Genomic DNA, 24,643 nt, shown 5'->3' on the forward strand with positions numbered 1-24,643 from the left:
AGTCTGTTTTGTCGTTTGTATATATTGCTTCTATTTTCAAACTGACTCAATGATTGGTTTTCAAACACATCCTAGAGCAATTTCTTTTTATTTATTCCAAAATGTACAAATCGGCGATGAACATACCACCTATGCCTCTTTCATCACAATCGTATATGACAATTTTTGGAAATGAAATTTTTCTGCATTTCTTCTAAGTATTGAATGAGAACCGAAGAGTTTACAGAATAGTACACTCTCTTTCCTTTTCTATGTTCCTTAATTAAATTCACTTCGCGCAATTGTTTGAGATGGTAAGACAATTTTGATGGTGAAATATCTTTTAACTTTTTATGAATATCTAGGTAAGGGCAAATTGCCTGTGGATATTCTGGATGTGGCGGAGACTCACAAGTATCATCATGCCCTTTAGCAATTAAGTTCAGAACTTCCAAACGAATTGGATCACCTAGTGCCGCTGATTTTTTTGCAAATGCTAAAAAGTTATTTTCCATAAGAGAAGTATAACACAAACTAATTTACATTCCAAAAAAAATTGGCATATCATTTGATCATTCCAAAATAAGAAGAAGGTACTCTTATGACAACAACTTCAATGTCAGATATACCTGCAAACGATAATTTATCTATCAAACCAATTTTGGGACAATTGTTCGCAATCGTAATCGGGATGTTCATGGTGTTTTTAGATGGTACAGCCATGAATGTTATTATCCCTAACCTGTGCCATTCAAAACAACAATTTCTAGCACTAATCTTCTTTATCTAAATGTTTTCTTTAGGAGGAAAGAAGCTGATTTTCACTATCCTATAGGTAGTGTAAATCAGCTTCTTTGAGCTAGATATAAAGATAAGCTGGAGCATCGGCAGAGGGAATTTACTCGAACATATCACTGCGTTGCACCTTTACTGAGCAATTTCTAGAATTTCTTAGGAAACACGAAACACTCTGTTTTATCTGAAGATGTGCCAATCTTCATTATTTTTCTCAGTTCCAGAGTACCAGTTATATGAACGGTAACTATGTTTGCACCAGGAGTAAAATAATAGATTTAAATTTTTTCACTATATTCCGATTTCCTGTTTGACTGCTCCTTAACTCCTTTATTAAGAGATTGGAAACTATATGGGTTTTCCATATTTCGGTTTAAGGGATCATAAACGGGTAAAAAACTTTATTCTTTTTTCATTCTTCCCGCTTTTTTTGCTGCTTCTTTTAAAATGACTTCGATTTGAGCATTCACACTTCGCAAATCATCCTGAGCCCATTTTTCTAGTATTTCATATAGTTTTGGATCAATTCGAAGCGGAAATGCTTTTCGTTTACTCATTTACGACACAACCTCAGTAGATACTGCCTGTGTTAATAATAGGCTGTGTTCCCTTCTCAGAAACAATGGCTACCATCAGATTATTGACCATCTGTGCTTTTTTCTCTTCATCCAACTCGACAATTTCTTGTTCTTGAAGCTGATCAATCGCTGCTTTTACAAGCCCTACTGCCCCATCGACTATCACTTTACGAGCAGACAAAACGGCATTCGCTTGTTGTCTTTGCAGCATAGCAGAAGCTATTTCGGAAGAATAGGCCAAATGCATAATCCGCGCTTCAATAATATCGACACCGGCAACATCCATTCGCTTTTGTAAATCATGTACAAGAACCTCTGCTATTTCATCACTATTTTGTCTGAGGGTAAGGGTGTTTTCTCCTTCCTTTTCGTACGAATCATAGGCATATCTACTTGCAATATGACGAATTCCCGTTTCACTTTGGATTTGAATGAATTTTACATAGTTTTCAACATCAAACAACGCTTTTGCTGAATCATTTACTTTATAAACCACCACTGCGGCAATTTCAATTGGATTTCCTTCTAAATCATTTACCTTTAATCGTTCACTTGTAAAGTTGGTGACCCGTAACGATACGCTTCGTTTAAAAGTGAAAGGAATCGTTGCCCACAATCCTTGATCACGAATGACACCTTTATACGTACCAAAGAGCGTTAATACTTTTGCTTGGTTTGGCTGTACGATAGTTAAACTTGTGAAAATAATCAAACCTAAAATGAATACCACGATTCCGCTTGCTTCTCCTCCAAATGAAAAGGAATGGCTAACTAAGTTAACTCCACCAACAATACATACTAGTGCAATGATTAGTGCTGCATAACCATTGATTTTAAAAATTGATTTTTCCGTCATTCTGACCCCTCCGTGATATATAAATGATATCATTTATATATCATTATAAAGCGATTGTGAGACAAAGTAAATAGGGGCACCGGGGAGATACGTGTAAAAACAGGACATATTCTAGGGATCACCGTATCCAGAGAAGAAAAACACACACCAAGACATATTTTAGACACAACTTAGCCGACTACCTTACACGTGAAGAGACGAAAACGTCATGAAAATTAACTTTTACGTCATTAATTCGTTTAAAAACAAGAATTACTAAACCTTGAATTCAATATCTCGACTTCTCGCCATATTGTGCTATGATAATGATAGTTACTAATAACTAGCATTGATAAGTGGTGGAATGATGCAAAAATCAGAAACAAGCAACGCAGACCGCATTTTACAGACAGCCATACAACTGATGAAGGACAAAGGTTTTAAAGCAGTTACCATTAAAGAAATTGCACAAGGTGCACAAGTAAGCGAAATGACGATTTTCCGGCATTTTGAGACGAAAAAAAGGTTATTGGAAACCGCAATTGAAAAACACTCCATTGTTACGTCATTTCAAAATCTTTTTGAAACCCAAATTACGTGGGAGCTGGAAAAAGATTTGTATCTAATCGCTTCGACTTATTTGGATCAAATGGAAGCAAACCGTTCTATTTTCCTTATTTCTGTTCAAGAACGAACGACAATGCCAGAGTTAAGTCATCATGTCTCCCATAATCCAAAAAAACTAAAACAATCCTTAGCTCACTATTTTCAAGTGATGTGTGAAAAAAAGAAAGCAAAGATCGAAGACCCAGATAAACAAGCAATCTCTTTCTTAACTTTCTTATTTGGATATTTTGCTTCTCTCACATTCCTAGGAAACCAATTTATTACGTATTCAAAGGAAGATTTTATCCAACATTGTGTGCAAACCTATTGCCGTGGTATCACTTAATTTTTTTTGCTTAGAAATGTTAGTGACTAATAACTATCATTTATTCCTGCTGTCTATTGTCTCTATCATCCATTGGTAGATAGAAGAGGCGGAAACGCCAATCTCTTTCAGGAGTGATGTGTCATGACTGCAACACTTGTTTCCTATCTCGAAAAAAATCAAAATAGAGCCAAAATTTTTGCTGTTAGCCAATTTCTAGAAAATCATGTAACCGAAAACTGGGATGTTATCTTAACAGAGAAGAAAGCACAGTTGGACCATGCATTTGCAACCGTAGGTGAACCTTCGTATGGAACTTATTTAAACTTCCTCTACCAAAAAATCCATTCCCAGTTGAAAGATGCTGGGCTACGAGTTTCTACCCGACTGCCTGGTGATATGGAAATTTCGAGAGAATGGGGAACAAACCCAGAAGAAACAGATCAGTATCGCTGCATGTGGAGTACATTGTATGAACATGAAACTGATGAGCCACTTGGAATCATCGTCACTGTTTTGCCACATGATCATACACAGTTTCGCGTACCAACAAAACCGTCTGTCTTTGTTTTAGAAGAAACAACCAAAGATGAAGTTGTAGCAACTCTGTCCAAACGGTATGCAGCATTTGATTTTGCTAACCTTCCTGAATTCCATGTTTATATCGCTCAGTTAAGAGCCAATCAAAAGAATCAATAGTTTATCCTTCACCTCACTCTATCAGGTGGGTCATCGATTCAATATCCAAAAACTTTTCATGTGGGGTTCGGTCAAGTAAGCAAAGATCAAGTGATTATCAATCAACGTTTAAAAGAAGATAGATTTTCAATAAAACCTCCAACACAATTGCATACATGGACGTTTTATGTTGAAGCACCAAGTAATTTTACGGTTGAAGTCTATCATTAAGTAGATCGAAATAAGCGTTGACGAAAAAAATTCCTTCATAGACAACTTTAAAATGCGGTATTTCACATTATATTTCAATTATTCTTAAAATATAGCAGAGTTCAAAGCTGAAAAGGAGATCGACAAAATGAGTCCATCCTATTGGGCCTAGAACCAGCATCCGTGTCGCGAAACGCAATTTGGCCAATAAATGGAAAATGATTGAATTTCAAAGTGATATGTAGTGTCACAAAAAGGATTGATCCTTTTTGTGACAGTGAGTATGTTTAGTATATATCAATACTACATCTTTTTAAATTTCGGAGGGTTTCTTACTATGGAGAATTATAGTCATAATATTATGACTATAATTTGCTGGGGGTAACTAGTAGCAATCCTACATGCTTCTAGTTACCTTCCCAGCGACTTTGTTGTTCAGTTCATGAGTTCTCGAATCTTCTCCACCACAGTGGTGAGGTCCGACTCCGTCATGATTTGATCACGTGGGGAACCCCCGATTCCTTGTTTGCCACCGCCACCCTCGGGCCAGATGAGCCTAGCGACAGCACCGCAGTCGAAGCTACCATCTGCACATGAGATGATGATGGCACCCCGTGACGTGTTCAACGTCACGATCACGGGAATGATCTCCTCACGCTCCGGGCTGTAGTACGCTGCGTTGCAGAAAACCTGCTCGGTTTCGAAGACTCGAACCTTGTTGTCCTCTTCGACCAAGCATTCCTCCACGGCTTGCCACCGCTTCTGGTCCCACTCGATCCCTTGAGCAACAAGATCATGGTCACCTCCGATAATGCGGTTAAGCACCTCGATGTGCTCCATGACAAGCTCGGTCACATCCTCTTTGTGAGGAACGGTCGGCTTCCCCCACAGTTCTTCCGCGTACGCCCAATACGCGAGGAGCTGATAACGGGTAACATCGTTCAGCTCATGAAGGTGATGCGATCCGTTCGAAGTGATGAACCGCTCGGCTTCCCAGAACTCGGGAGCGTTCGGACGGATTCCGAGAAGATCCGAAACCCAGAACAGCGTTCCGAGATCGATGTGAGTGATCAGAATAGTTGTGTTGCTCTTCAGAATGGGCAGAGGACGGTTGTCATCCGGCAGACCCACTCCAAGCGTCGCCATCGTGCCGCGGACAACCTTGTCCGACCCACCGAAGGTGGCCTCGACCGTCACAGCAGCCGAGATGGCACGGGCAGCATACTCGTCAGTCGCACGAATGATCTTCACGATTCCCCCTATAGGAAAAGTCGTTGGGTGTTAATTATAGAATAGCATATTTTTAAATCTCTTGTTATTGTGAATATACAAAGCTGGACTAAATGTCGTGGAAAACTGGCATTCTGGTGGTGACTTTATCTTTTATGGAAAAGGGGGAGAAATCCAAAAAAATCAACCTCAAGAGCAGGAAATTGCCATCCTTAGTCTCCACTTACTGCAAAATTGCTTAGTATATATCAATACGCTTAAAATCCAACATGTCCTGCAAGAAAAAGAATGGGTGGACCAGATGGCAGCAGAAGACTATCGAGCTCTTACTCCTCTTATTTACAACCATATCAATCCATACGGTGAATTTCGAATGGATTTAGATCAACGACTGGCTTTATAAGAAATCGGAAAATGATTTGTTACTTTTCGATCTATTCTGTAGATTTAATTGCTATTTGTTGTGTTTTTAGTACAATTATTTGTCGCTAATCCTATCAAAGAAGCTGCTCTTCCTTACAAAGGCAGCTTCTGTGGACTTCGATACGCACTTCTTCTACATGGAGGTATTCACATAAAAAGATAGTTTTTACCGCTTTCCCCAACTCCTGTAAAGCTTTATAGGTAGGATGGGAGCTGTTTTTAGAAAATTGCTTTAAGATGGCCTCCGTGTCTGCTACGTTTAATCGTAAAGCAGTTGCATATTTTACTATTTCATCATACTGCCTACAAATTAAATCCCAATCAATTGCCTTTTGTACAAGAACAGGTTGCAAATGAGTATAATGGACTCCAATCTTAGGCCGGTACAATTTCTGGGAATGAATGTTTTTTAGTCGTGGCATGAGTTTAAAACCAAGCAGATAGCAAAAAGCAAAACCCACTTCACTTTGCCCATGTGTATCGACAAAATTTCGTTCGACTTCTTTGTCGGTGTTGTGATTCAGTAATCCATGGAGCATCGCGGCGACTTCAGAAGAATTGGGTGTGTTGACGGACGAATGAATACACATGGATTTTTCCTCCACATGCCAATAGACAGAAATTCCTGGTCCACGTTGGCGTGGGTTCCATTGGGTTCTTAGATTTTGATCATAGGCAGCCATATTTGTAGAATCGGATGAACAAGAAGTAGTTCCTTTCCCCAAAATTTCTTCCCGTCGATCTGCTAAAATGGCGTTTACGATGTGTTCAATTGCTGCCTTTACGTTATCTTTGTAGATATATTTTCGTTTGATGTATAGCAAGTCTTTATAGGTCACATCAGCATTACCAGAGGCTACTCTTTTTAACCCTGTATTGGTTCCTAGACCAAAAAGACATAGTAATAAGCGTTTTTGAATGGTTTTTGGATCTAGCCGCTCATGAGTTGCTAATGTTTGAAAGTGTTCCGTAAATCCAACTCTTAAATCGGTTTCTTTTAATATGTCGATGAAGTCGGTCATCCACCAACGGTTAGCGATCTCTCGTTTCAGATAAGCTAGTTGTTTTGGTGGTCGTACCCCTGAAAGAGCTGTCTTTTATAGAGGTATCAGCAATATTTTGTAATAAACTTACGTCAAGCGAATTTACATCGTAGAGCTGTAGTTCTACGATGTAAATTGAGTATATCGGATTAAGAGAAGGGAAAACAACCCATTATTCTTAGAAATTTCTATTTCAGTATGTCTAAGAGTAGACGAAAAGCTTATTTTTACTAAATCAGTTCCTTAGTGTAGATTTTCGCAACCCATGCTGACTTCTACACTTTAATAAATTCGGTAACCAGTGGGGAGCCTTTGAAGAGGGTAGTCCTTCATCTTGACTGATCGGAAAGTTTTACAGCGTTGCCGAGTCATCCGACCACTAAGTGAGGTCCTAACATTACTTCTTTTTATATATCAATCACAATTAACAAACAGCACCAATTACTCACATGAGTCTTTTGGTTTTCTCAGAACAGCGTACCAATCATTCGAACTTGGTGATGACAGTATCCGGATTTTCTTCGTATTCACCCTGATCAAGCAAATCAGTTGACCAACTATCTATGGACCAACTTTTTTTTATTTTGTCATAAACAAGTCGCAAGCCACCATCCAAGGTCTCTATTTCTCCGTCCGTCTCGTATTTGATATAAGCACTTAATTTAAAAACAAGCACAGGATCGGAAAATAAGGACTCATAGATCACAGGTTTTGAATTTTTAAAATCAATTCCTGTTTCAATTAACTTCTCATTATGATCAAAAAAAGATACACCTTCACACATATCGCCAATATCTCCTGACACAAGTGTAATAAGATCAGAGTTATCTTCCCGTTTTGACTGAACGCATTGTTTGGCGAATTTATTAAAAAAATCAGTCAGTTGCTTTTGCAACTGTGGATCTGCCTTTGGATAAATTACCATGGATTCAGGTTTTTCTACACGCTGTGTATCACTTTTCATTTGACCCCAAGGAAAGGTCCATTCTGCATGAATATTGGAGCCAATCTTAATATCCTCGGCAACAGAATTATCTGGAATAGTAATGAGTTTATTGTTTATATACAAAGTCGAATTGTAATCATCCAAAAAATCATCATATAAATCGAAATGGATAGAGTCGTTTGACGCAGTTTTTATAGTCTCTGTATTTTCTGTTGCATCACTGGGTGGATATAAAGAGTAATCAATATCCGAACTTGACGAAGTTTTTATAACCTCTAACTGTATGAGTAGCCCTAGTACACCAATCAAGAAAACAAACCAAAGCATACAACCTATCAAGAGATGTCTTTTTCTATCCAACTTTATAAGACTCAATATGTAGATGATAAAGATGATCGCAGCACCGCTGGCCCATCCAACGCCAAAATATATCCCAATAAACGCCTCCAACAGAATAAAAGCCGTAAGGGAAATCATTAACATAGTGAAACTCGGAGATTTATTTTCTCCTATAGGAGTTTGTTCCTGTGTATTACCATGGGGTTTCATCTCTTTACTACCCTTATTTTTTACATAGTGCTCTACAAACCAAGAACTAAGATCGGACGCCTGCATCAGCAGTATACTAGCTTCTTCGGTCGTACCTTCTCCTGCATGTGCCGCTCTATTGCCTGCTTTACGAATATTGTGAAAGATATTCAATATTTCTGCCGGTAATCGTTGTTCTTCCTCTAGTTTACTTAGTTTATCAACTTGATGATCCGTTTCTAAGACAATTATTTCTTCTAAATTGAGAATCTCATCTATCATCCTTTCTGCAAATACACGAAGTTTAAATAACGCCACACTCGGATCACTAGTCACGTATTGTTCTGCTTCTCGTCTGAATTTACCAAACGAATGATTGTTTTCTACATAACGCTCTACAAACCATGAACTAAGACAAGACGCCTGCTCCAGTAGTATACTAGCTTCTTCGCTTGTACCTTCTCCTGCATGTGCCGCTCTATTGCCTGCTTTACGGATATTGTGAAACATTAGCAATATTTCTGCGGGTAATAGTTGTTTTTCCTCTAGTTTACCCAGTTTATCAACTTGATTGTCCATTTCTAGGGGATCAATCCCCTCAAAACGAAGGATCTCATCTGTCATTTTTTCCGCATATAACCGGAGTTTAAATAACGCTACACTCGGATCACTAGTTACATATTGTTCCGCTTCCTGTCCTAGTTTACCAAGCGACTGCCATTTATCTGTCAATCGATCAAAATTACTGTTCATGTTGTCCACCGTTCGTGTTGTTCACCGCCTACATGTTGATTCTTAGCAAATTCAAATAATTTTAATAATACCACATTTGGTTATCTTTGTTATACTTTCAAATGAAATGAATTGGTTCGTATACAGAATAACTTTTAAGGAATTTCAGTTGTCAGTGAAAATGATGGAATACCACCAAGGTGTTACCTTGCATGATCCAGTAAAATGGGATGTTAGAGATTGTAAGAATGGCAAAGCAGTTTATATTGGCTGTTTCACTTACAAGGAAAATTGCATATGTGTTAGAGGATATTTCGAACATATGGGAAAGATCAGGGAAATCCCTTACCACAAGAAGATTCCATGCTGGACAATAAAGTTAAATGATGATGTCCAATATTTGCTGCTTATTATGAAGATATAAAAACCTCGAACAACTTCTAGATTTTTAGGGTTATACTTAAGCTATAAGTGCAAATTTAAAGGAGTTTATTTACATGAAGCAAAATGAAAAAAAGACAACTACTAATAGATCACTTGAATTCGGACTTAAAATGAAAATCCCTGTTGAAAATATGAGGTTATATTATTTGGCTCAACGGGCATATCTTCTGCATACAAAATTAAATATGCCATCTTTTCAAAAATCTATTTTTAATCTTTTAACACAGGAATTATTCAAAGATGTGACAAGTCAAATCGAACAAATGATAAATTTCTCTAAGCATCTTCCCTTTATTATGGAAAAAGACTTGAGCAAGATTAAATGGAAGATTTTTGACGCTGAACAAGAATACCGAATCTATTATTGTTTGTATAAGTTGACCGAACAAGCAGAAAAGCTCGATAATTTATTAGATGAAGTCACCTTTAAGCTCTATCATTCCTATCATCACTTTTATATAATCCAAAAATGGCTTGATTTCTATTTGGATGAAAAAAGACTTAAGGTTGCGTTCTTTGTCTCCACTTTTAGGAAAAAATACTTTTAGTTGTACTAGGTCTAAACAACGAAACCGACTTCCATAGTAAGAAGTCGGTAAATAAAAGCCAATATTTTTAGAGATATATTAATCTCAGTATTTTTTATCTGCAGATTCAGTTTTTATCCCAAATTGAAAATACTTGCTTAATAAAGCTGGAGCATCTGTTGGCAATTTTTTCATCATTAACTGCCTATTGAATTTCCCCTCGATATTGAAATGACAGATTAGACCATGATCAGAAGGATTGATATTAGTCATTTGCGAGGGTTTTTTATCATGATCCTGTAATTTCCACTTTATAAAGGATTGGGGTAATCTTCTATCGATGTATATTGCAATATCATCTCTTAGATCTTCACCAGGCAGAGATCCTTCTAATAAATATTCAAGTTTATTAGTGTGTTGAATCCCCTTTTTATCTGTATAAACGAGAGATTCAAGAAATTTCTGTGCGAGTTCATACCTGCAAAACGAATTTAACTCATCTGAGGTAGCCTTTCCTGCTTTAACAATCTCATGAGAAATATATTGCCTAGTGCAATCACAAACTTCTGTCTATTTATCAAATACGAAAACAATTATATACCCTCCTGAAAGTAGATACATCCATCTATATGGATGGAATAACATGACACCCGAAGATTTTAGGGGATTGTCTCCCTTGTTTTATCATCATGTGAATCCATATGGAACTTTCAAACTGAATATGGAGAAGCGGATACCAATTAAATTAAATGTTGCCTAGTCACAGGAATATATGAAGCCAAATGTCTTTCCATCAAAGAAGGTGCAAAAATGGAGACAGAAACTATAGAAAAGGACCAGTTTTATTATATCTATTGGATTGAATGTCCCCATCTCCAGATTCGAAATATTTGAATTGGTAACAGTTAGCTAGTATTTATGCAAGTTTGTGTTTATAACTTTGTCCAATCTTCCACTAGCATTCCATAAACCACAGTATCAACGTAATGGTCATAAATCCACTCGCCTTGCCGGATACACCCCTCTATTTGAAATCCTAATCGTTCAGGGATGGACCGGCTTTTCTTATTCTCCGTAGCTACTCGAATTTCTACACGATTTAATCCTAGATCATAAAAAGCATGATTAATTAAAGCCCGACAAGATTTTATCATAAGTCCATGACCTTGAAACCCTTTTCCTAACCAATAGCCGATACTGGTAAACCGGTTAGGCCAATTAATCTCACGCAAACAAATAAATCCAGCCAATTCTCCTTTATACCAAATACCCGCGTCAAATCCATTGTTTTCAGCGGATTTCTTCATTGTTGACTCAATAAATGATCGTCTATCCTCTACAGATTGAGTAGAATCCACCCATGGAAGCCACTCGCGTAAATGCTCTCTAGATTGATCAATCAAAGTAAACAAATTTTCTGCGTCACGTATTTCTAACTTTTTTAAAAAAACACCTTCATTTATTTTATGTGTAAACAAATAGATGATCCCCCTCATCAAGTAATAACATGTAGTTGGATTTATATTAACACTAAAATCTATTTAATTTTATAGTTTACACAAATTAACATTTTCTGCATCAAAATGTACCTCTTTGAAACATAACATCATTTATGTTTACTTTTTTTACCATTTCAGCTACGATATTTATCAATAAGGAAACATAATTTATCAGAAGAAGATCTTCTTCTCTCTTTGAACAATGTTTGATCTCAAATAGAAAATCTCCTAACACGATTTCCTCCTTTCTATCTTCTGCGAAAGCATACATATGGTGGTTTCAAGATCGATTTCAGAGGGTTCCACAGCAGTTGTTTATGGAGAATGTAGCAGATTATAAAGTTTTCCTTCAGCAAAGAGAAATTGCTCCGAGTACGTTTAACTCTCATCTGGCTGGTTTGCGTTCTTGGAATGAATATCTGATTCAAACAGGGAAACAAAATTACTTTGTGATCCAGAAAGAGGATTGGAAGAAGGTTCAACATGGGTATGCATCGCCAGCAGTGCATAGTGAAGCTGATGTACAACGATTTATTCAGATGGTGTTAGAATCGAAAAACAAACGTGATTATGCTCTGGTGAATTTACTGGCTTATACTGATCTGCGGATCAGCGAGTCTCTTTCATTGATGATCCATGATCTTCATTTGGAATCACAAGAGTTGCTAGTGAGAGATGGGAAGGGAAAGAAATCTAGAACCGTTTTTCTATCGGACAAGGTGGTTCGATTACTGCGAGAATACCTAAAACAAGAGAGATCCAAGTATCGACTGGCAGAAGTTAGTCCATATGTATTCCTTAGTAACCGTAGCCAACGACTCTCCAGAATCACTGTTTTCAAGTCTTTTAGCAAGTATAGCAAGTTATCTGATATGGAGACGGCTATTTCTCCACATGATCTACGACATTTCTTTTGTTCAAATGCATTAGAAAAAGGATTAAATGTCCATGAAGTGGCATCCATCGCTGGACATAGTAACATCCATACCACTTTGCTTTATACCAATCCTAGTCGGAAAGCGATGCTAGATAAGTTAAACCAGCTCTAAAGAAGGGCTGGTTCTTCGTTTTACATATTATGTAAACTATCTGACGGACTAGAGCAGGAACCCTGTCACTGGGCCTACATGAAATGGAAGTGGGAGAAAGCTTTTGATAGGTATCTTGGTAAAATTGCTGCTCTTGATTCCAAAGGGCAGATTTGACCATTCGCTCAATCCTGTCATTGGTAGGAGGTTCTATTTTTCTGCGTCTATATTCAGCATAGAAAGCTTCTTTCAATGGTTCAAACTCCCCAGCATAGTCCCATACTTTCTCCTGCAACCAATTTGTAACCTCTTTCTCATCTTGAAGTGTCCCTTCACGAAATTCATATAATTTCCGAATCTCTGTCCGAATCTCTGTCCGATGATTCGTCAACGTTCTGGAACTCCAAGAATAGTGATGAATCATCTCGGAAGGAATCTTCAGTTGCTTGGCGATAAAATCAATCACAGCTTTTGGAATGTCGCTAGATTTAGCTGGAAATCTGGCTTCATGCTGAAAAAACTTCATCAGAACAGCAAAACCAAGTCTTGAATTGGAATATTTGTTTTCTACCAACTGTTTCTCAGGCTCGATTAAAGTAAAATGCTCAATCAGTTCATCTAATTCCCATTGTCTTTTCATGATGTATCCTCTCAGAAGAAATTACGGCCTATCTTACATTTTCATCTGCTATCAAAGTTACTCTTTAATAACCTCTTGTTCATCTTTGGCTCTACGGTATAGCGTCATTCTTGAAATCCCAGCTTTTTCAGCGGCTTCTGTGATCGTAGATCCTTGATCAACCAGATATAATGCGTATTTAATTTTTTCTGGATCGACAGGAGGTCTACCCGGATTTTTTCCTCTTTGTCTAGCAGCAATAATTCCTTCTTTGGTTCTCTCTGCGATCAAATCTCGTTCAAATTGGGCCATTCCAGCAAAAAGGGTAAAGAGCATTTTTCCATGAGCAGAGGTGGTATCTAACCAAGACTCCTTTAAACTTTTGAGATTCGCTCCTTTCTTTGCGATCAGTTCCGCAATCTCCAACAAATCTTTCGTCGAACGGGAGAGACGGGTGAGATCTGTAACGATGACGGTATCTTCAGAACGAAGGAACTCTAAAAGTCGCTCTAGTTCAGGTCGATTCCGCTTTGTGCCCGTCACCTTCTCGAAAAAAATACGTTCACAGCCTACTTCTCTTAATTGTTTCTCTTGCCGATCCAAATGTTGATCCATGGTGGAAACTCGCATATAACCAAACTTGACTGAACTCAAAAAATCCCTCCTGATCATGGAAACGATGTTCCAATTGTACCAAAAAGGGAGTTTAGGAAGTATAGTGACAAAACAATATTGTTATATATTTTCGTGACAATCATTTTGCGGGTTTGAAGGTTTGAGTAGGATTCGTGCAACACAATTATAACCAGGAACGAATTCAGGAAAAATTAAACTACCTGTCTCCCTTTGAGTATAGGAAACAGGTAGGATAGGTGTTTTTTCTTTGTCCCAAAAATGGGGTTCAGATCAAGATATGGGGAGTTTTTCTATAAATAAAAGAGTAGGAAACCGTAATATTTGTAGATAGTTTAAATGGTAAGATCAAAGAAAGATTGATTAGCTTCTGCACTTACTTTTTCTTCATCAATTGTGGTCAACTCTTTATTTCTCATCAGTGCTTTACCGTCTACAAACACATCTACAATATCACTGCGAGAAGAAGCATACACAATATGTGATACGATATCATGAGCAGGCTGCATATGGGTACCCGTTATATCTATCGTGATAAAATCTGCTTTTTTTCCTTTACTTAAGGTTCCGGTTATGTTTTCTAAAAATAACGCTTCAGCTCCATATGCTGTTCCCATGAGTAGAGCCGTTCCTGCCGGAACAGCAAGTGGATTTTGGTTGACACCTTTATGGATAAGAGCTGCCAATTGGATTTCTTCCAATAAATCTAAATTGTTGTTACTAGCTGAACTATCCGTTCCAAGAGAAGGTCGTATACCCGCATCTAACATCTTGGTAATAGGTGCGATACCACTTCCTAATTTTAAATTGCTTCCTGGATTATGAGAAACCTTAACATTTTTGGAGACAAGTAGATCAATTTCTTCTTCAGTTAGATGGACTGCATGAGCAACCAAAGAAGGAAGATCGAAAAACCCGAGAGAATCCAAATGCTCCACTGGCCTTTTTCCGTAATCTTCAACATTTTGGGCTACTTCCCTTGCTGTTTCAGACATATGTGTATGGATAGGTACCCCGATCTCTAGTGCCTTTTCAATAAATTGAGCGATATAGTCTGGTGTACATGTGTAGGGAGCATGAGGAGACATCATGGTACTAATGCGTCCCCCTGCTGCTCCATTCCAATTTTTTGCAAAGTTTGTCGCTTCCATTAATTTGTTTTTTCGTAAGGCATCATCACCAAAACCAATACAACCTCGACAAAGCGATGCCCGAATTCCTGTTTGCTCTACCAATTCTGCCACTGCATCCATATGATCATACATGTCTAAAAAGCAAGTGGTGCCAGAACGAATCATTTCCGCAATAGACAATGCAGTACCAGCAGTGACTTGTTCCCGTTTGTATTTTGCTTCCAAGGGCCACATTTTTTCTTCTAGCCATTCTTGTAGTGGTAAGTCATCCGCATAACCGCGTAGTAAACTCATTGCAGTATGGCCATGAGTATTTATGAATCCAGGGAGTATAACTTTATTACCCATATCCACTGTATGATCAACAGCCATTGGAAATGATTTCCCTTCAAAAACCCCTAAAATCGTATCATTTTCAATAACAAGTGTTCCTAAAAAAGGAGAAAAATTAGGTTCCATTGTCAATATTATTGCATTCATATAAGCTGTTTTCATGTTACCTCCATTATTTCAAAAGAATGGTGACATTCTCGTTTATCCGATAATAATTTTTGAAACCTCGCATTACATATTCTTGGTCGTTTAGTTCATAACCTGCAGCAGATCGATTCTTCAATTTTGGTAATACTAGCTCCCCTGTTCTCATGTTTTGGTGTTGTTTTATAATAGAAAGTCTTTTTTCTTGGGTATTAGCATTATGACGATATTCATAGTATAAGTTATGATAATTGAGCATGGCAAAAAAAAGAAGTAGTATCATCAGTTGTTTTTTGATTCCCAAACTATGTATCGCTTGAAAAAGTAAAATAATACTTCCCATTGCAAGAGGGATTGCAGGAAAAGCAACTCTCCCACCTGTTAGACTTGGGGTAAATATAGTAGCTATGTTAATTAAAATAAACCCTGATGGAAATATCAAATACACATAATTTCGCAATCGGACAGTTACATAAATAGACATCGCAACTAGTGTACAAATTAGTATGATACCATATAAGCTCAAATAACCTTTATGCAAAAACCAATGATCAAATGGATTAGCTTGTCCAAAAAACGGTATGGACATTAAAAACGGGAGTAATATGATAGGAGCTGCTAGTAACCAATACCATTTTTTCGAAATTTGGTACCCGATTATGGCAAATAAGATTATGACAAAAACAGTAAAAATTGCTTGTTGATGAATAAAAGAATTGATCATAGCTGGAAAGGTTTGTTTTAATTTTACAATAACAGATAACTGATTGTAAGTAGCAATTGCTTTTGATTCACCACGTGCTTGTACGCCTGGAGATAAGTATAATCCAAAAAAACCAATTAAACTGGTGAAAAAAAACGCTGCATATAATAATTTTATTTTTCTGTTTATTATATACTCTTTGCAAATCCAAAAAATTATGAAACCTAAAGTCAATAAGGACACTTGCTCTTGTGACCAACCTAAAAGAAAAGCAAGGCATAAAAATAAAGTGATAATAGCCTTATGTTTAATAGGCTTGTGGTTATCAATGCGACGGAAAAAAGTAGCTAATAGCATCAATCCCAACATAGGATAAACATAATTAAATGATCCTACAGCATAAAATAAAGTTTGTCTTGCGATATAAATATGGACCAAAAAAAACAAGGACACCAAGGTCCACGCAACCATTTCATCTCCATTTCTAGGAAAGCGAACAAAAACAGCATAAAAAATAACATAAGCTAAAAGTGTAAGGAGAAATGGATTTACCCATCTCCAAAGTTCAATACCATGAACTAGCATATAGATGGTAGAAATATTAATAAAAAAACGACCATTTACATGGGTATAGTCATACATCTGGTTTTCAATGACTTGTGTAAATGAAAAAGTACTACCTCTAAAATGAGGAAACAAACTAAAGTAAGTAGCATATCGGTAATCGTCACCATACATGTATATAAAGCGGCTAATCATGAACATGCATATAAAAAGGAAAAAGAATGGAACATGAGGAAGAATCCGCTGGCAGTTTATTTTCATTTACACTCTCCTATCAATAAAACTGAGCTTTGAGAATAAACTTATCACAATAAGTAAAAAGTAATCAAAATCTAACAAATTTTTTTAAAGATGATCTTTCATTAAATGTAACATTGGGGAAAGATTGTATTTTGATCCATTATAGATAGAAGAAAATAAATCTCCTTTATTCTGCAAACGTTCGGCAATATTCATCAGAGTAAAATCAGTTGGTAAAATATCTGTCTCTAATTCGTTCCATTCAAGTGGTGTAGATACGGTAGCTTCTTTTCTAGATCTTGGTGAATAAGGGGCAATTAGTGTTTTTCCTCTCCAATGCTGTAAGTAATCGAAATATACTTTTGTTCCTCTGTCTTTTACTCGTCGTTCGATAGTAATTAAATTTGGATATTTCTCTGATAAGTAACGAGCCATGAACGAACTAACTTTGCGAGTCTCTTCAAATGTATGAATCGGCTCTAAAGGTATATAAATTTGTAAACCACTCGCTCCTGAAGTTTTCACTACCCCATCTAAACCCATTTCTTTCATCAATGATCTTGTATGTAATGCAACTTCTTTTACTTGTTCAAAAGGTGATCCTGTTGGATCAAGGTCAAAAACCAATTCAGTTGGTACATTTATATCACTATATAGGTGGAAAGAGGTATGAAACTCTAAACAAGCAAGATTAGCTAACCATATTAATGTTGGTACATTTTGTAACATTATATACTGCGTGTTTTCTGCCTTCGAAGTTGCTACAAAATCCGGCTTAGATGCGGGGACATTTTTTTGATAAAAGGATTCTCCGAAAACTCCATCTGGAAAACGGATGGTTGTCAATAAGCGATTATAACAGTATTTTAATAAGTAGGGACTTAAGATACCAAGATATTGGACATAATTCCATTTTGTTATGCCTGGAAAAAGTTCTTTATCTGGATTAGAGATTTTTACTTCTTCATCCTGTATTCGAACATACATATCGCCTAATTACCTGCTTTCCATGAGCAAATAGATATTTATCACATACACTGCTGTATATACCCAAACCAAGGAGGAGTTTCTTATGTTCAACAAAACAATCGACTATGATGCTTTATGGGACGAAATCGAAAATGAAGTAGACACAGACGTAACAATCGATGAATTTCAAGAACATCAAGACATCTATCCATCTCAATATGTACCAGGTTATTATCGTCCTGTTGCTTATGATCCTGTACCCTTTATCTTTTTCCCACATCGTCGTCGTTTCTTTTAAATAAATAGCACCTATAGGGGTGCTATTTATTTAGCCAACTGAAAACTTTCAATTACTGGATTTCTCAATGTCAAATCCGGTGTCCATTCTAAAAAACGAATTTTAACCTGCATATTTGGTGGAAACCAGCGGATTTCTTCTTCCCGAAAAGGGGGAATAGCTGTTATAGGATTAGGGATAGCTAAAGAACTACTGTACATGGTTAATATTCGTTTTTCTTCTGCACTCAATCCAGAAGACACTCTTCCTATATATTTCCAATTCCCTTCTTCTTTTATTCCTAATAGCAGGGAATACACACTTCCTGATTTTAAAGTTACTCCTAAGATAAATGCATTTATGTATTGAAAATGTTTTACTTTTTTCCACGTGCTATGTTTTTCTCCTATGTGATACTTTCCTTCCCTTTCTTTTATTACGATACCTTCTAATCCAAACTCTTTTGTAAACTTAAATAAGGCATTCCCATCATCTGTTGTAGGACATATTTGTATTTGCTCGGATGCATCTAGTATATTTTGCAAAATGGAGAGACGTTGATGTAGAGGCTTGTCTACTAGCCAATGATCATATTGCAGAACATCAAATATCACATAGTTGACTGGTATTTTTGAAATAGATCGTTCAATCTTATTCTCTGTTTTCATTCGATCTCTTTTTGCTACGAGAAAAAAGTTAGGTTTTCCATTTTGGAGAGCTATCATTTCTCCGTCTAAATAAATTGTTTGATTGGCAAACTTGTTTGCAAGTATAGATGCTATTTCAGGATATATTGCAGTACGGATATTGCCATGTCTCGTATGTAAATTTACTTTCCCGTTTTCTATTTTTGTTAAGATTCGTATGCCGTCCCATTTTATTTGATAAAGATAATCTGATTCTAACAAGAGTTCTTTAGACAAAATTGGTTCCATGGGTTTTATAAATACTGTCATTCCTTAATTCCTTCCACTCTTCTTTAAAAATCGTAAACGTATCCACCCTATCCCTATGATAAGTATAGGCAGAATCATAAAAATTAAGATTAAAAGTCCTATCAGATGTGTGACTGTAGTAAGGTAAGTTGCTACATTTGGAGTAAACCATAAAGATACAGGTATTAATAACATTCCAAAAGGAATAGAAACAATAGATCTATCTTTTAGATGAAATATTTGTTTTACACTGGTTGTTGTCACATGCATCAGAATCGACAATTTGAAGAAAATGGAGATAAACCATATTCCAGCCATAATGACTTCTACTCGTTGAAACACAGCAGCAAAATCAATTTTCTTTGCCAATGTATAGGCTGGATACGTTGTCCATATAGCTGCTCTAGGTCCAAGAATCAGAATAGAAAACAGCACAGTAATCAAGATGATTATCCCGCCCAATATTGCACCTGACATAAAGTAACGCTTTATTTTTTTATGTTGTTCTTTGCTCTTTTTGATATAAGGTATAATCATAAAAAAAACAAATAACTCACCAAATACAACGATCATATATTGTATACTCGATTCCCATACAGGATACATTCCAAATTCTAGTATTGGTTTTATATTATTTATTTCTATTTGTGGTAACAAACCAATAGTAAACAACCCAAATAAAATTAAAAATAAAGGTAATAGAGCTTCAGCTGCTCTTGCTAATACCTCTATTCCTAAAATATTCCCAAATACTACTAAAGCTACAAACATATACTCAATCGGAACAATTGGAGTATAAATCAATATTGTGCTACTAATGAAATGACCAATATTCATTAAAACCAAAGAAGATAAAATAACCAAAAAAACAACAAAACATAAAGAAATGATGGAACCAATCCACTTCCCCAAAACCAATTGCATCATTTCTACTAATGTTTTTTCCAAAAAGTGTTTTCCTAAAGTAGTATATATCCAGATAAGTACTGTACCCATTAGTAATCCTAAAATCGCTGAAATCCAACCATCTTGATATGCAATAAGTGTTGCTAATCGCGGGCCAACAATAATAGAGGTACCGATGGTAAAAAGAAGTACCAAAATAAAAAACTGCCTTATCCCTATTTGCTGATGGTTAAGCATATACTTCCTCCTTTCTATTTAGGTTTTTTTATTTTTTTCACTCCATTTTTTTCTAACAAAAAAAACTCCCAATGTAAGAAAAGGAATTGCCATAATAGAATAAGTAAAATACATCATCCAGCGTTCCGTGTGGATTTGAAAATCGGCTGCATTCGGGCTAAACCATTGCGATAGTGGGACAAGACTAAGTGCAATCGGGATGAACAAGCAGTTTATATCACGAAGACGAAATAATTGTTTTATACTAAGGGCAGTCGTATAAACACCTATCGATAATTTCGCAAAAATTGAAAACATCCATATTCCTGCCACTATGACCTCTATTCGCTGAATAACTCCCCCAATTTCGATATTCTTAGCGATAGTAAATGCTGGATAGGTGTTAATAGCTGTTCCTTCTCCACCTAAACTTAGAATGGATAAAATGATTACTAATATGAGGACTATCCCTGCCATGAAAGCACCTAATACATATCCTCTTACAATTTTTTGTCGTTTCACAATGAATGGAGTAAGCATAAGAAAAAGAACTAATTCGCCAAATGGAAGTGAAATAAATCCATAGCTCGCTTGAAAAATATCATAGAAACTATGTTCGAAAATTGGTCTTATATTATCAATCGAAATTTGAGGCAATACAGCGATGATAAGAAGAAAAAACAATATGCTAAAAATGGGAATCAAAGCTTCCGTTGATCGTGCTATTGTTTCAATTCCTAAACGCACACCAAACACAATTACAACAATAAAAATATATTCCACTGCATCTAGTGGAGTACCTACAAGCAATCGAGAATTGACAAAATTACCTATGTTGGAAAGAACCAGACTTGACAATACTATCCCAAAGCTAGTGAAAAAGAGTCCTATCACAAAACCTAAATATTTGCCAAAAGAAAAATTTATTGCTTGGATTAAAGTTTGATCCATAAAATATTTGCCTACAGCTCCAAAAGCCCATACAATAAACAAAGCAACCGCAAATCCGAAAAGACCAGAAATCCAACCATCTTGCTTCACAGAAGCTGCGAGCAGACTTGGAGAAATGATGATAGAAGGTCCAATCGTAAACAGAAAAACAAGTATGGCGAATTGTCGATGCTCAATTTTTTCTTTTCCTATCATATTCTATCCTCCATTTACTACCTAGCATTTAAAAATAAAGAAATTTCATCACATTTGCAGCTGTTGCTAGGAGGAGAAAAAAAGAGAAGAACCATATTTCTTTGATATATCCTAATTTCTTCAATCGTGGTACCTCAAACAAAGCCACTATTATAGCCACAAGAGAAACAAATACAGATTGCCACAATGCTCATCACCCCTATTCTAAACTAGGTGTAGTTTTATTTACCTTACCAAAGTTACGTATCTCCACTTTTACCTCTATCTTTACAGGCATGGTAGAGAACGTTTTGCCCCAATCTTTCTTTAGTTTTTTCCACTCTTTTGGATTAGATTGATGAATATTGTTCCCAAAACCAAAAATATCAGCATGGTATACTTTTTGGGCCTTTTGCAAAGCTTTGACTATCTGATGTTTAATTTCTTTTTCTGTTTTCGTTTCCAGAATATCAATCACATTTCGTTTCAATAAATCCGCTTGACATTGGAGCTCTGCAACATTTGCTTCTGTATGAACTTGTACTATGGCTGATGGTTTATGATTCTTTACTCGTGTTCGTATTGTCGTTTTAGAATGAATAATTTCGGTAACATCTTTGTGATATTTGCTGCAAGGCATATCAATCACAGTACTTTTCACTTTATTGATGACATATTTGTAGCCAGAAGCTTCTGTTTCCTCCAAAAAACCAACCAACTTATCCTTGCGAAGTACTCCTAAACTGGTATATTGCAAATAATTTTTTAATGCTATGTTCTCTACATTTTTCTTCTGTTCCCCTTCTTTTAAACTTCCTTTTACTTCGATTGCTGAGATAACAGCTTCTTTTCCATCACTTGCAATATCATTATCCAATTGATCAATTTTTTGCGTCGTGTACGCGGTCCAATATTTTTCTGCATGTTGAAGCATTGTATACATATAAGTCGATGGTACTTTCTCAAGAGGTGTGACCATCGTTAGTACATCTTGTGCTTTGCTATTTCTTGTCATGATGATAAAAAAATCATTTCTTAATTCATGATCCCTTGTTATAAAATCGAGTACAGGAGCTGTTCCATCTTTTACGACAGATTCCCCAATTACAAACATACGTAGATGGGATAAGTATAATTTTCGAGGTGTAGAGCTTGTCAGCTTTCGGACTGCACCTATTAAAGTACGTGCTCTTGTCTTGTAGGTGACTACAGGAACCCTTCCGCTGCCTCCTTTTGAAGCAATTTCACCTGGATCTACTACTTGGGTAGATAAAATATAGTCTTCTCCAACTTTATCTACACCTAAACCGATTACTAGAGCTATGTCATTTAGTTCCTTACGACTCCAACATCCAGTTACCATCACAGACACTATGAGAATTAGTATTAGAAGGAGATTTTTTATTCTCATCATTTACTCTTCCCTTTTGCTTTCTGTTTCGTAGGCGGTGAGTTATTTCCACGTATCACATCTTCGGAAACCAAGCTGGTTGGACGCTTATCCATCATCCAATGAGGCAGCCGTACGACACTATCTTTAAATTCAGAGGAAATATATGGTCCATAAGGTGTCATATATGGAATACCAAAAGAACGAATGCTGCATAAATGAAGTACAATCACAATAATTCCAAGCATCACACCATACAAACCAAATCCAGCCGCAATCATCATAAGAATAAAACGCAATATGCGTAATGCGATTGACATGTTATAGGCTGGAATAACAAAACTAGAAATCGCAGTAATCGCTACCACAATAACCATTCCTGCGGATACAATCCCTGCTTCTACTGCTGCTTGACCAACGACTATCGCACCTACAAATGAAACGGTTTGACCAACAGCTTTTGGTAATCGAACTCCTGCTTCCCTGAGAATCTCAAACATGAGCTCCATCATAAATGCCTCTACAAAAGCTGGGAAAGGAACTGCTTCCCTTTGCACCATTAAGTTTACAAGCAGTGGGGTTGGTAACATCTCTTGATGGAAAGTAGTTACTGCAATATAAACTGCTGGTGCCAGTAAAGAGATAAATAAACAAATAAAACGAAGAATCCGAATCAAACTAGAAATAAGTGATCGTTCATAATAATCTTCTGCAGCTTGAAAAAACTGGTTAAACAACGCTGGCACAACTAAAACAATTGGAGTACCATCCACAATGATTGCTACTCTACCTTCTAATAAAGCAGCAGCTACGACGTCTGGTTTTTCTGTGTTATGAATTGTCGGAAATGGAGAATATGCTTCGTCTTGGATCAATTCTTCTATGTATCCACTTTCTAAAATCCCATCAATCTCAATTCGATCAAGACGCTTATGTACTTCGTCTAAAACCTTATCATCTACTAGTCCATCGATAAACATAATGCTTATCTCTGTTTTTGTAATACCCCCAATGGTCTTCCCTTCTACTCGCAAACGCGGACTATTGATTTTCCTTCTGACTAAAGCAGTATTTGTTCGCATTGTTTCACTAAAACTTTCCCTAGGCCCACGAACAACACCTTCAACTTCTGGTACTCCTCGGTCTTTCCAGGATTTAAAGCATAATCGGTACCCTATTTTGCTTCCTTCCAAAAGGAAAATAATCTCTCCAGAAAGCATGGAAGTAAACAATTCATCAAAGTTTTCGACTTGTACTATCCCACCAACAGGCATTAGCGACCTTTGTATAAACGGAAACCATGATTCAGGAGAAACATCAAAGTTCTTCCAATCATTTTCTTTTAGATATATCATCAGAGGTTCTAAAACGAACTGGTTGAAAGCGTTGGAATCAGTCAAACCTTGAGTAAAAAAGAAACAAGCGCTTAATTTTTGTTTTTCTCCAAAATGAATCTCTCTAACAACAATATCCTGACTTCCCCCCGTTTCTTCCTTTATATACCGAATATTAGTACGTAACGAAGCGGATATAGGCTTTGATTTCTTTTTTTCTTCCTGTCCTTCTTCCTCTTTCTGAGATTTATCACTTGTTTCTGAACCCTCTTGGTTTGTATTCTCTTCATTTGGATCTTTTTCTTTGATTGATTGATCATCGGATGTGTCTTTGGTACTACTTTCTAGATTTTCTTGCTTCTCAGTGTCATTTTTCAATCCACTATCTTTGGTCAATTGCTCATCAGTTATATCTTCGCTGTTACTTTGTCCTTGCTCATGCTCTGGACTTATTTCACTTTGTTTGTTATCTTTGTCTATCTGCTCATTAAATTTATCATTTGAATAACTTCGTGCATCTTCTTCGGAATTTGATGGATTTTCCGTTTTATCTTGCATTTTCTTCCCTTTAAAAAGTGCCTTGGTTCTCTTATATAGGTTTTCATTATTACTTTTATCATTAATGGTTATATCTTGTGACGTTTTATGTGGTTTATAGGGTGATTTTAAACGTTTTTTCTCTCTTTTCTTGTTCTTGTCTCCATTTGATTTCATAC

General features: G+C 36.5%; 22 protein-coding genes and 3 pseudogenes. 8 read left to right on the top strand and 17 right to left on the bottom strand.

Annotated features, from left to right (window positions below):
* Positions 1-143 precede the first annotated feature (143 nt).
* The gene (locus AC5WOF_RS13580) at positions 144-494 is read right to left on the bottom strand and encodes an ArsR/SmtB family transcription factor (RefSeq protein WP_496050486.1); all 351 of its coding nucleotides are present in this window, start codon (positions 492-494) and stop codon (positions 144-146) included.
* 86 nt (positions 495-580) lie between these two features.
* On the opposite strand from AC5WOF_RS13580, the gene AC5WOF_RS13585 reads away from it, so the two are divergent.
* On the top strand, positions 581-769 hold the full coding sequence (locus AC5WOF_RS13585) for a hypothetical protein (protein ID WP_496050487.1): 189 nt from the start codon (positions 581-583) through the stop codon (positions 767-769).
* A gap of 406 nt (positions 770-1,175) precedes the next feature.
* Here AC5WOF_RS13585 and AC5WOF_RS13590 read toward each other — a convergent pair whose 3' ends face one another.
* Positions 1,176-1,331, bottom strand: coding sequence for a type II toxin-antitoxin system antitoxin (locus tag AC5WOF_RS13590; protein WP_496050488.1), 156 nt, complete (start codon positions 1,329-1,331; stop codon positions 1,176-1,178).
* Between the two features lie 13 nt (positions 1,332-1,344).
* On the bottom strand, positions 1,345-2,208 hold the full coding sequence (locus tag AC5WOF_RS13595; protein WP_496050489.1) for an SPFH domain-containing protein: 864 nt from the start codon (positions 2,206-2,208) through the stop codon (positions 1,345-1,347).
* A gap of 346 nt (positions 2,209-2,554) precedes the next feature.
* Here AC5WOF_RS13595 and AC5WOF_RS13600 point away from each other — a divergent pair, with 346 nt between their 5' ends.
* The 3 genes and pseudogenes from AC5WOF_RS13600 to AC5WOF_RS13610 all read left to right on the top strand — a co-directional run.
* Positions 2,555-3,139, top strand: coding sequence for a TetR/AcrR family transcriptional regulator (locus AC5WOF_RS13600; protein WP_496050490.1), 585 nt, complete (start codon positions 2,555-2,557; stop codon positions 3,137-3,139).
* A 123-nt stretch (positions 3,140-3,262) separates the two neighbouring features.
* Positions 3,263-3,817: a DUF6022 family protein gene (locus AC5WOF_RS13605; protein ID WP_496050491.1), complete on the top strand. Its 555-nt coding sequence runs from the start codon at positions 3,263-3,265 to the stop codon at positions 3,815-3,817.
* A 12-nt stretch (positions 3,818-3,829) separates the two neighbouring features.
* A pseudogene (locus tag AC5WOF_RS13610) lies at positions 3,830-4,027 on the top strand (VOC family protein); the annotation flags it as partial.
* Positions 4,028-4,441: 414 nt separating this feature from the next.
* Here AC5WOF_RS13610 and AC5WOF_RS13615 read toward each other — a convergent pair.
* Positions 4,442-5,257 (bottom strand): hypothetical protein, encoded by an 816-nt coding sequence (locus AC5WOF_RS13615; RefSeq protein ID WP_496050492.1) that lies wholly within the window; start codon positions 5,255-5,257, stop codon positions 4,442-4,444.
* 82 nt (positions 5,258-5,339) lie between these two features.
* Between AC5WOF_RS13615 and AC5WOF_RS13620 the strand changes: the two are divergent.
* Positions 5,340-5,639 (top strand): annotated as a pseudogene (locus tag AC5WOF_RS13620) (Tn3 family transposase); the annotation flags it as partial.
* A 94-nt stretch (positions 5,640-5,733) separates the two neighbouring features.
* Here AC5WOF_RS13620 and AC5WOF_RS13625 read toward each other — a convergent pair.
* A pseudogene (locus AC5WOF_RS13625) lies at positions 5,734-6,729 on the bottom strand (Tn3 family transposase); the annotation flags it as partial.
* 457 nt (positions 6,730-7,186) lie between these two features.
* Positions 7,187-8,929, bottom strand: coding sequence for a DUF4145 domain-containing protein (locus AC5WOF_RS13630; RefSeq protein WP_496050493.1), 1,743 nt, complete (start codon positions 8,927-8,929; stop codon positions 7,187-7,189).
* Positions 8,930-9,405: 476 nt separating this feature from the next.
* Between AC5WOF_RS13630 and AC5WOF_RS13635 the strand changes: the two genes are divergently transcribed.
* The gene (locus AC5WOF_RS13635) at positions 9,406-9,900 is read left to right on the top strand and encodes a hypothetical protein (RefSeq protein ID WP_496050494.1); all 495 of its coding nucleotides are present in this window, start codon (positions 9,406-9,408) and stop codon (positions 9,898-9,900) included.
* A 911-nt stretch (positions 9,901-10,811) separates the two neighbouring features.
* Here AC5WOF_RS13635 and AC5WOF_RS13640 read toward each other — a convergent pair.
* Positions 10,812-11,357, bottom strand: coding sequence for a GNAT family N-acetyltransferase (locus AC5WOF_RS13640; protein ID WP_496050495.1), 546 nt, complete (start codon positions 11,355-11,357; stop codon positions 10,812-10,814).
* Positions 11,358-11,695: 338 nt separating this feature from the next.
* Here AC5WOF_RS13640 and AC5WOF_RS13645 point away from each other — a divergent pair, with 338 nt between their 5' ends.
* Complete coding sequence (locus AC5WOF_RS13645; RefSeq protein ID WP_496050496.1) at positions 11,696-12,427, top strand: tyrosine-type recombinase/integrase; 732 nt, start codon at positions 11,696-11,698, stop codon at positions 12,425-12,427.
* Here AC5WOF_RS13645 and AC5WOF_RS13650 read toward each other — a convergent pair.
* The 5 genes from AC5WOF_RS13650 to ligD form a co-directional block, all read right to left on the bottom strand.
* Positions 12,387-13,046, bottom strand: coding sequence for a DUF4158 domain-containing protein (locus AC5WOF_RS13650; RefSeq protein ID WP_496050497.1), 660 nt, complete (start codon positions 13,044-13,046; stop codon positions 12,387-12,389). The two genes, AC5WOF_RS13645 and AC5WOF_RS13650, sit on opposite strands and share 41 nt — an antisense overlap.
* 57 nt (positions 13,047-13,103) lie before the next feature.
* Positions 13,104-13,655: a recombinase family protein gene (locus AC5WOF_RS13655; RefSeq protein ID WP_496050733.1), complete on the bottom strand. Its 552-nt coding sequence runs from the start codon at positions 13,653-13,655 to the stop codon at positions 13,104-13,106.
* Positions 13,656-13,993: 338 nt separating this feature from the next.
* Positions 13,994-15,286, bottom strand: coding sequence for an amidohydrolase (locus tag AC5WOF_RS13660; protein ID WP_496050498.1), 1,293 nt, complete (start codon positions 15,284-15,286; stop codon positions 13,994-13,996).
* 10 nt (positions 15,287-15,296) lie between these two features.
* The gene (locus AC5WOF_RS13665; RefSeq protein WP_496050499.1) at positions 15,297-16,796 is read right to left on the bottom strand and encodes a DUF6056 family protein; all 1,500 of its coding nucleotides are present in this window, start codon (positions 16,794-16,796) and stop codon (positions 15,297-15,299) included.
* 84 nt (positions 16,797-16,880) lie between these two features.
* Complete coding sequence (gene ligD, locus AC5WOF_RS13670; protein ID WP_496050500.1) at positions 16,881-17,762, bottom strand: non-homologous end-joining DNA ligase; 882 nt, start codon at positions 17,760-17,762, stop codon at positions 16,881-16,883.
* 85 nt (positions 17,763-17,847) lie between these two features.
* Here ligD and AC5WOF_RS13675 point away from each other — a divergent pair, with 85 nt between their 5' ends.
* Positions 17,848-18,042 carry a hypothetical protein gene (locus tag AC5WOF_RS13675; RefSeq protein ID WP_496050501.1) on the top strand — a complete coding sequence of 65 codons (195 nt, stop codon included), beginning with the start codon at positions 17,848-17,850 and terminating at the stop codon, positions 18,040-18,042.
* A 26-nt stretch (positions 18,043-18,068) separates the two neighbouring features.
* Here the strand turns inward: AC5WOF_RS13675 and AC5WOF_RS13680 are convergent, their stop codons facing one another.
* From AC5WOF_RS13680 to AC5WOF_RS13700, 5 genes are all read right to left on the bottom strand, one after another.
* Positions 18,069-18,977, bottom strand: a complete 909-nt coding sequence (locus tag AC5WOF_RS13680; RefSeq protein ID WP_496050502.1) for an ATP-dependent DNA ligase — start codon at positions 18,975-18,977, stop codon at positions 18,069-18,071.
* A gap of 3 nt (positions 18,978-18,980) precedes the next feature.
* Positions 18,981-20,099 carry a GerAB/ArcD/ProY family transporter gene (locus AC5WOF_RS13685; protein WP_496050503.1) on the bottom strand — a complete coding sequence of 373 codons (1,119 nt, stop codon included), beginning with the start codon at positions 20,097-20,099 and terminating at the stop codon, positions 18,981-18,983.
* An 18-nt stretch (positions 20,100-20,117) separates the two neighbouring features.
* Positions 20,118-21,224: a GerAB/ArcD/ProY family transporter gene (locus AC5WOF_RS13690; protein WP_496050504.1), complete on the bottom strand. Its 1,107-nt coding sequence runs from the start codon at positions 21,222-21,224 to the stop codon at positions 20,118-20,120.
* A 199-nt stretch (positions 21,225-21,423) separates the two neighbouring features.
* On the bottom strand, positions 21,424-22,617 hold the full coding sequence (locus AC5WOF_RS13695) for a Ger(x)C family spore germination protein (protein WP_496050505.1): 1,194 nt from the start codon (positions 22,615-22,617) through the stop codon (positions 21,424-21,426).
* Positions 22,614-24,125 carry a spore germination protein gene (locus AC5WOF_RS13700; protein ID WP_496050734.1) on the bottom strand — a complete coding sequence of 504 codons (1,512 nt, stop codon included), beginning with the start codon at positions 24,123-24,125 and terminating at the stop codon, positions 22,614-22,616. Before AC5WOF_RS13700 ends, AC5WOF_RS13695 begins: the two co-directional genes overlap by 4 nt.
* Positions 24,126-24,643: the final 518 nt, after the last annotated feature.

It is taken from the genome of Shimazuella sp. NTD250, from assembly GCF_059510375.1.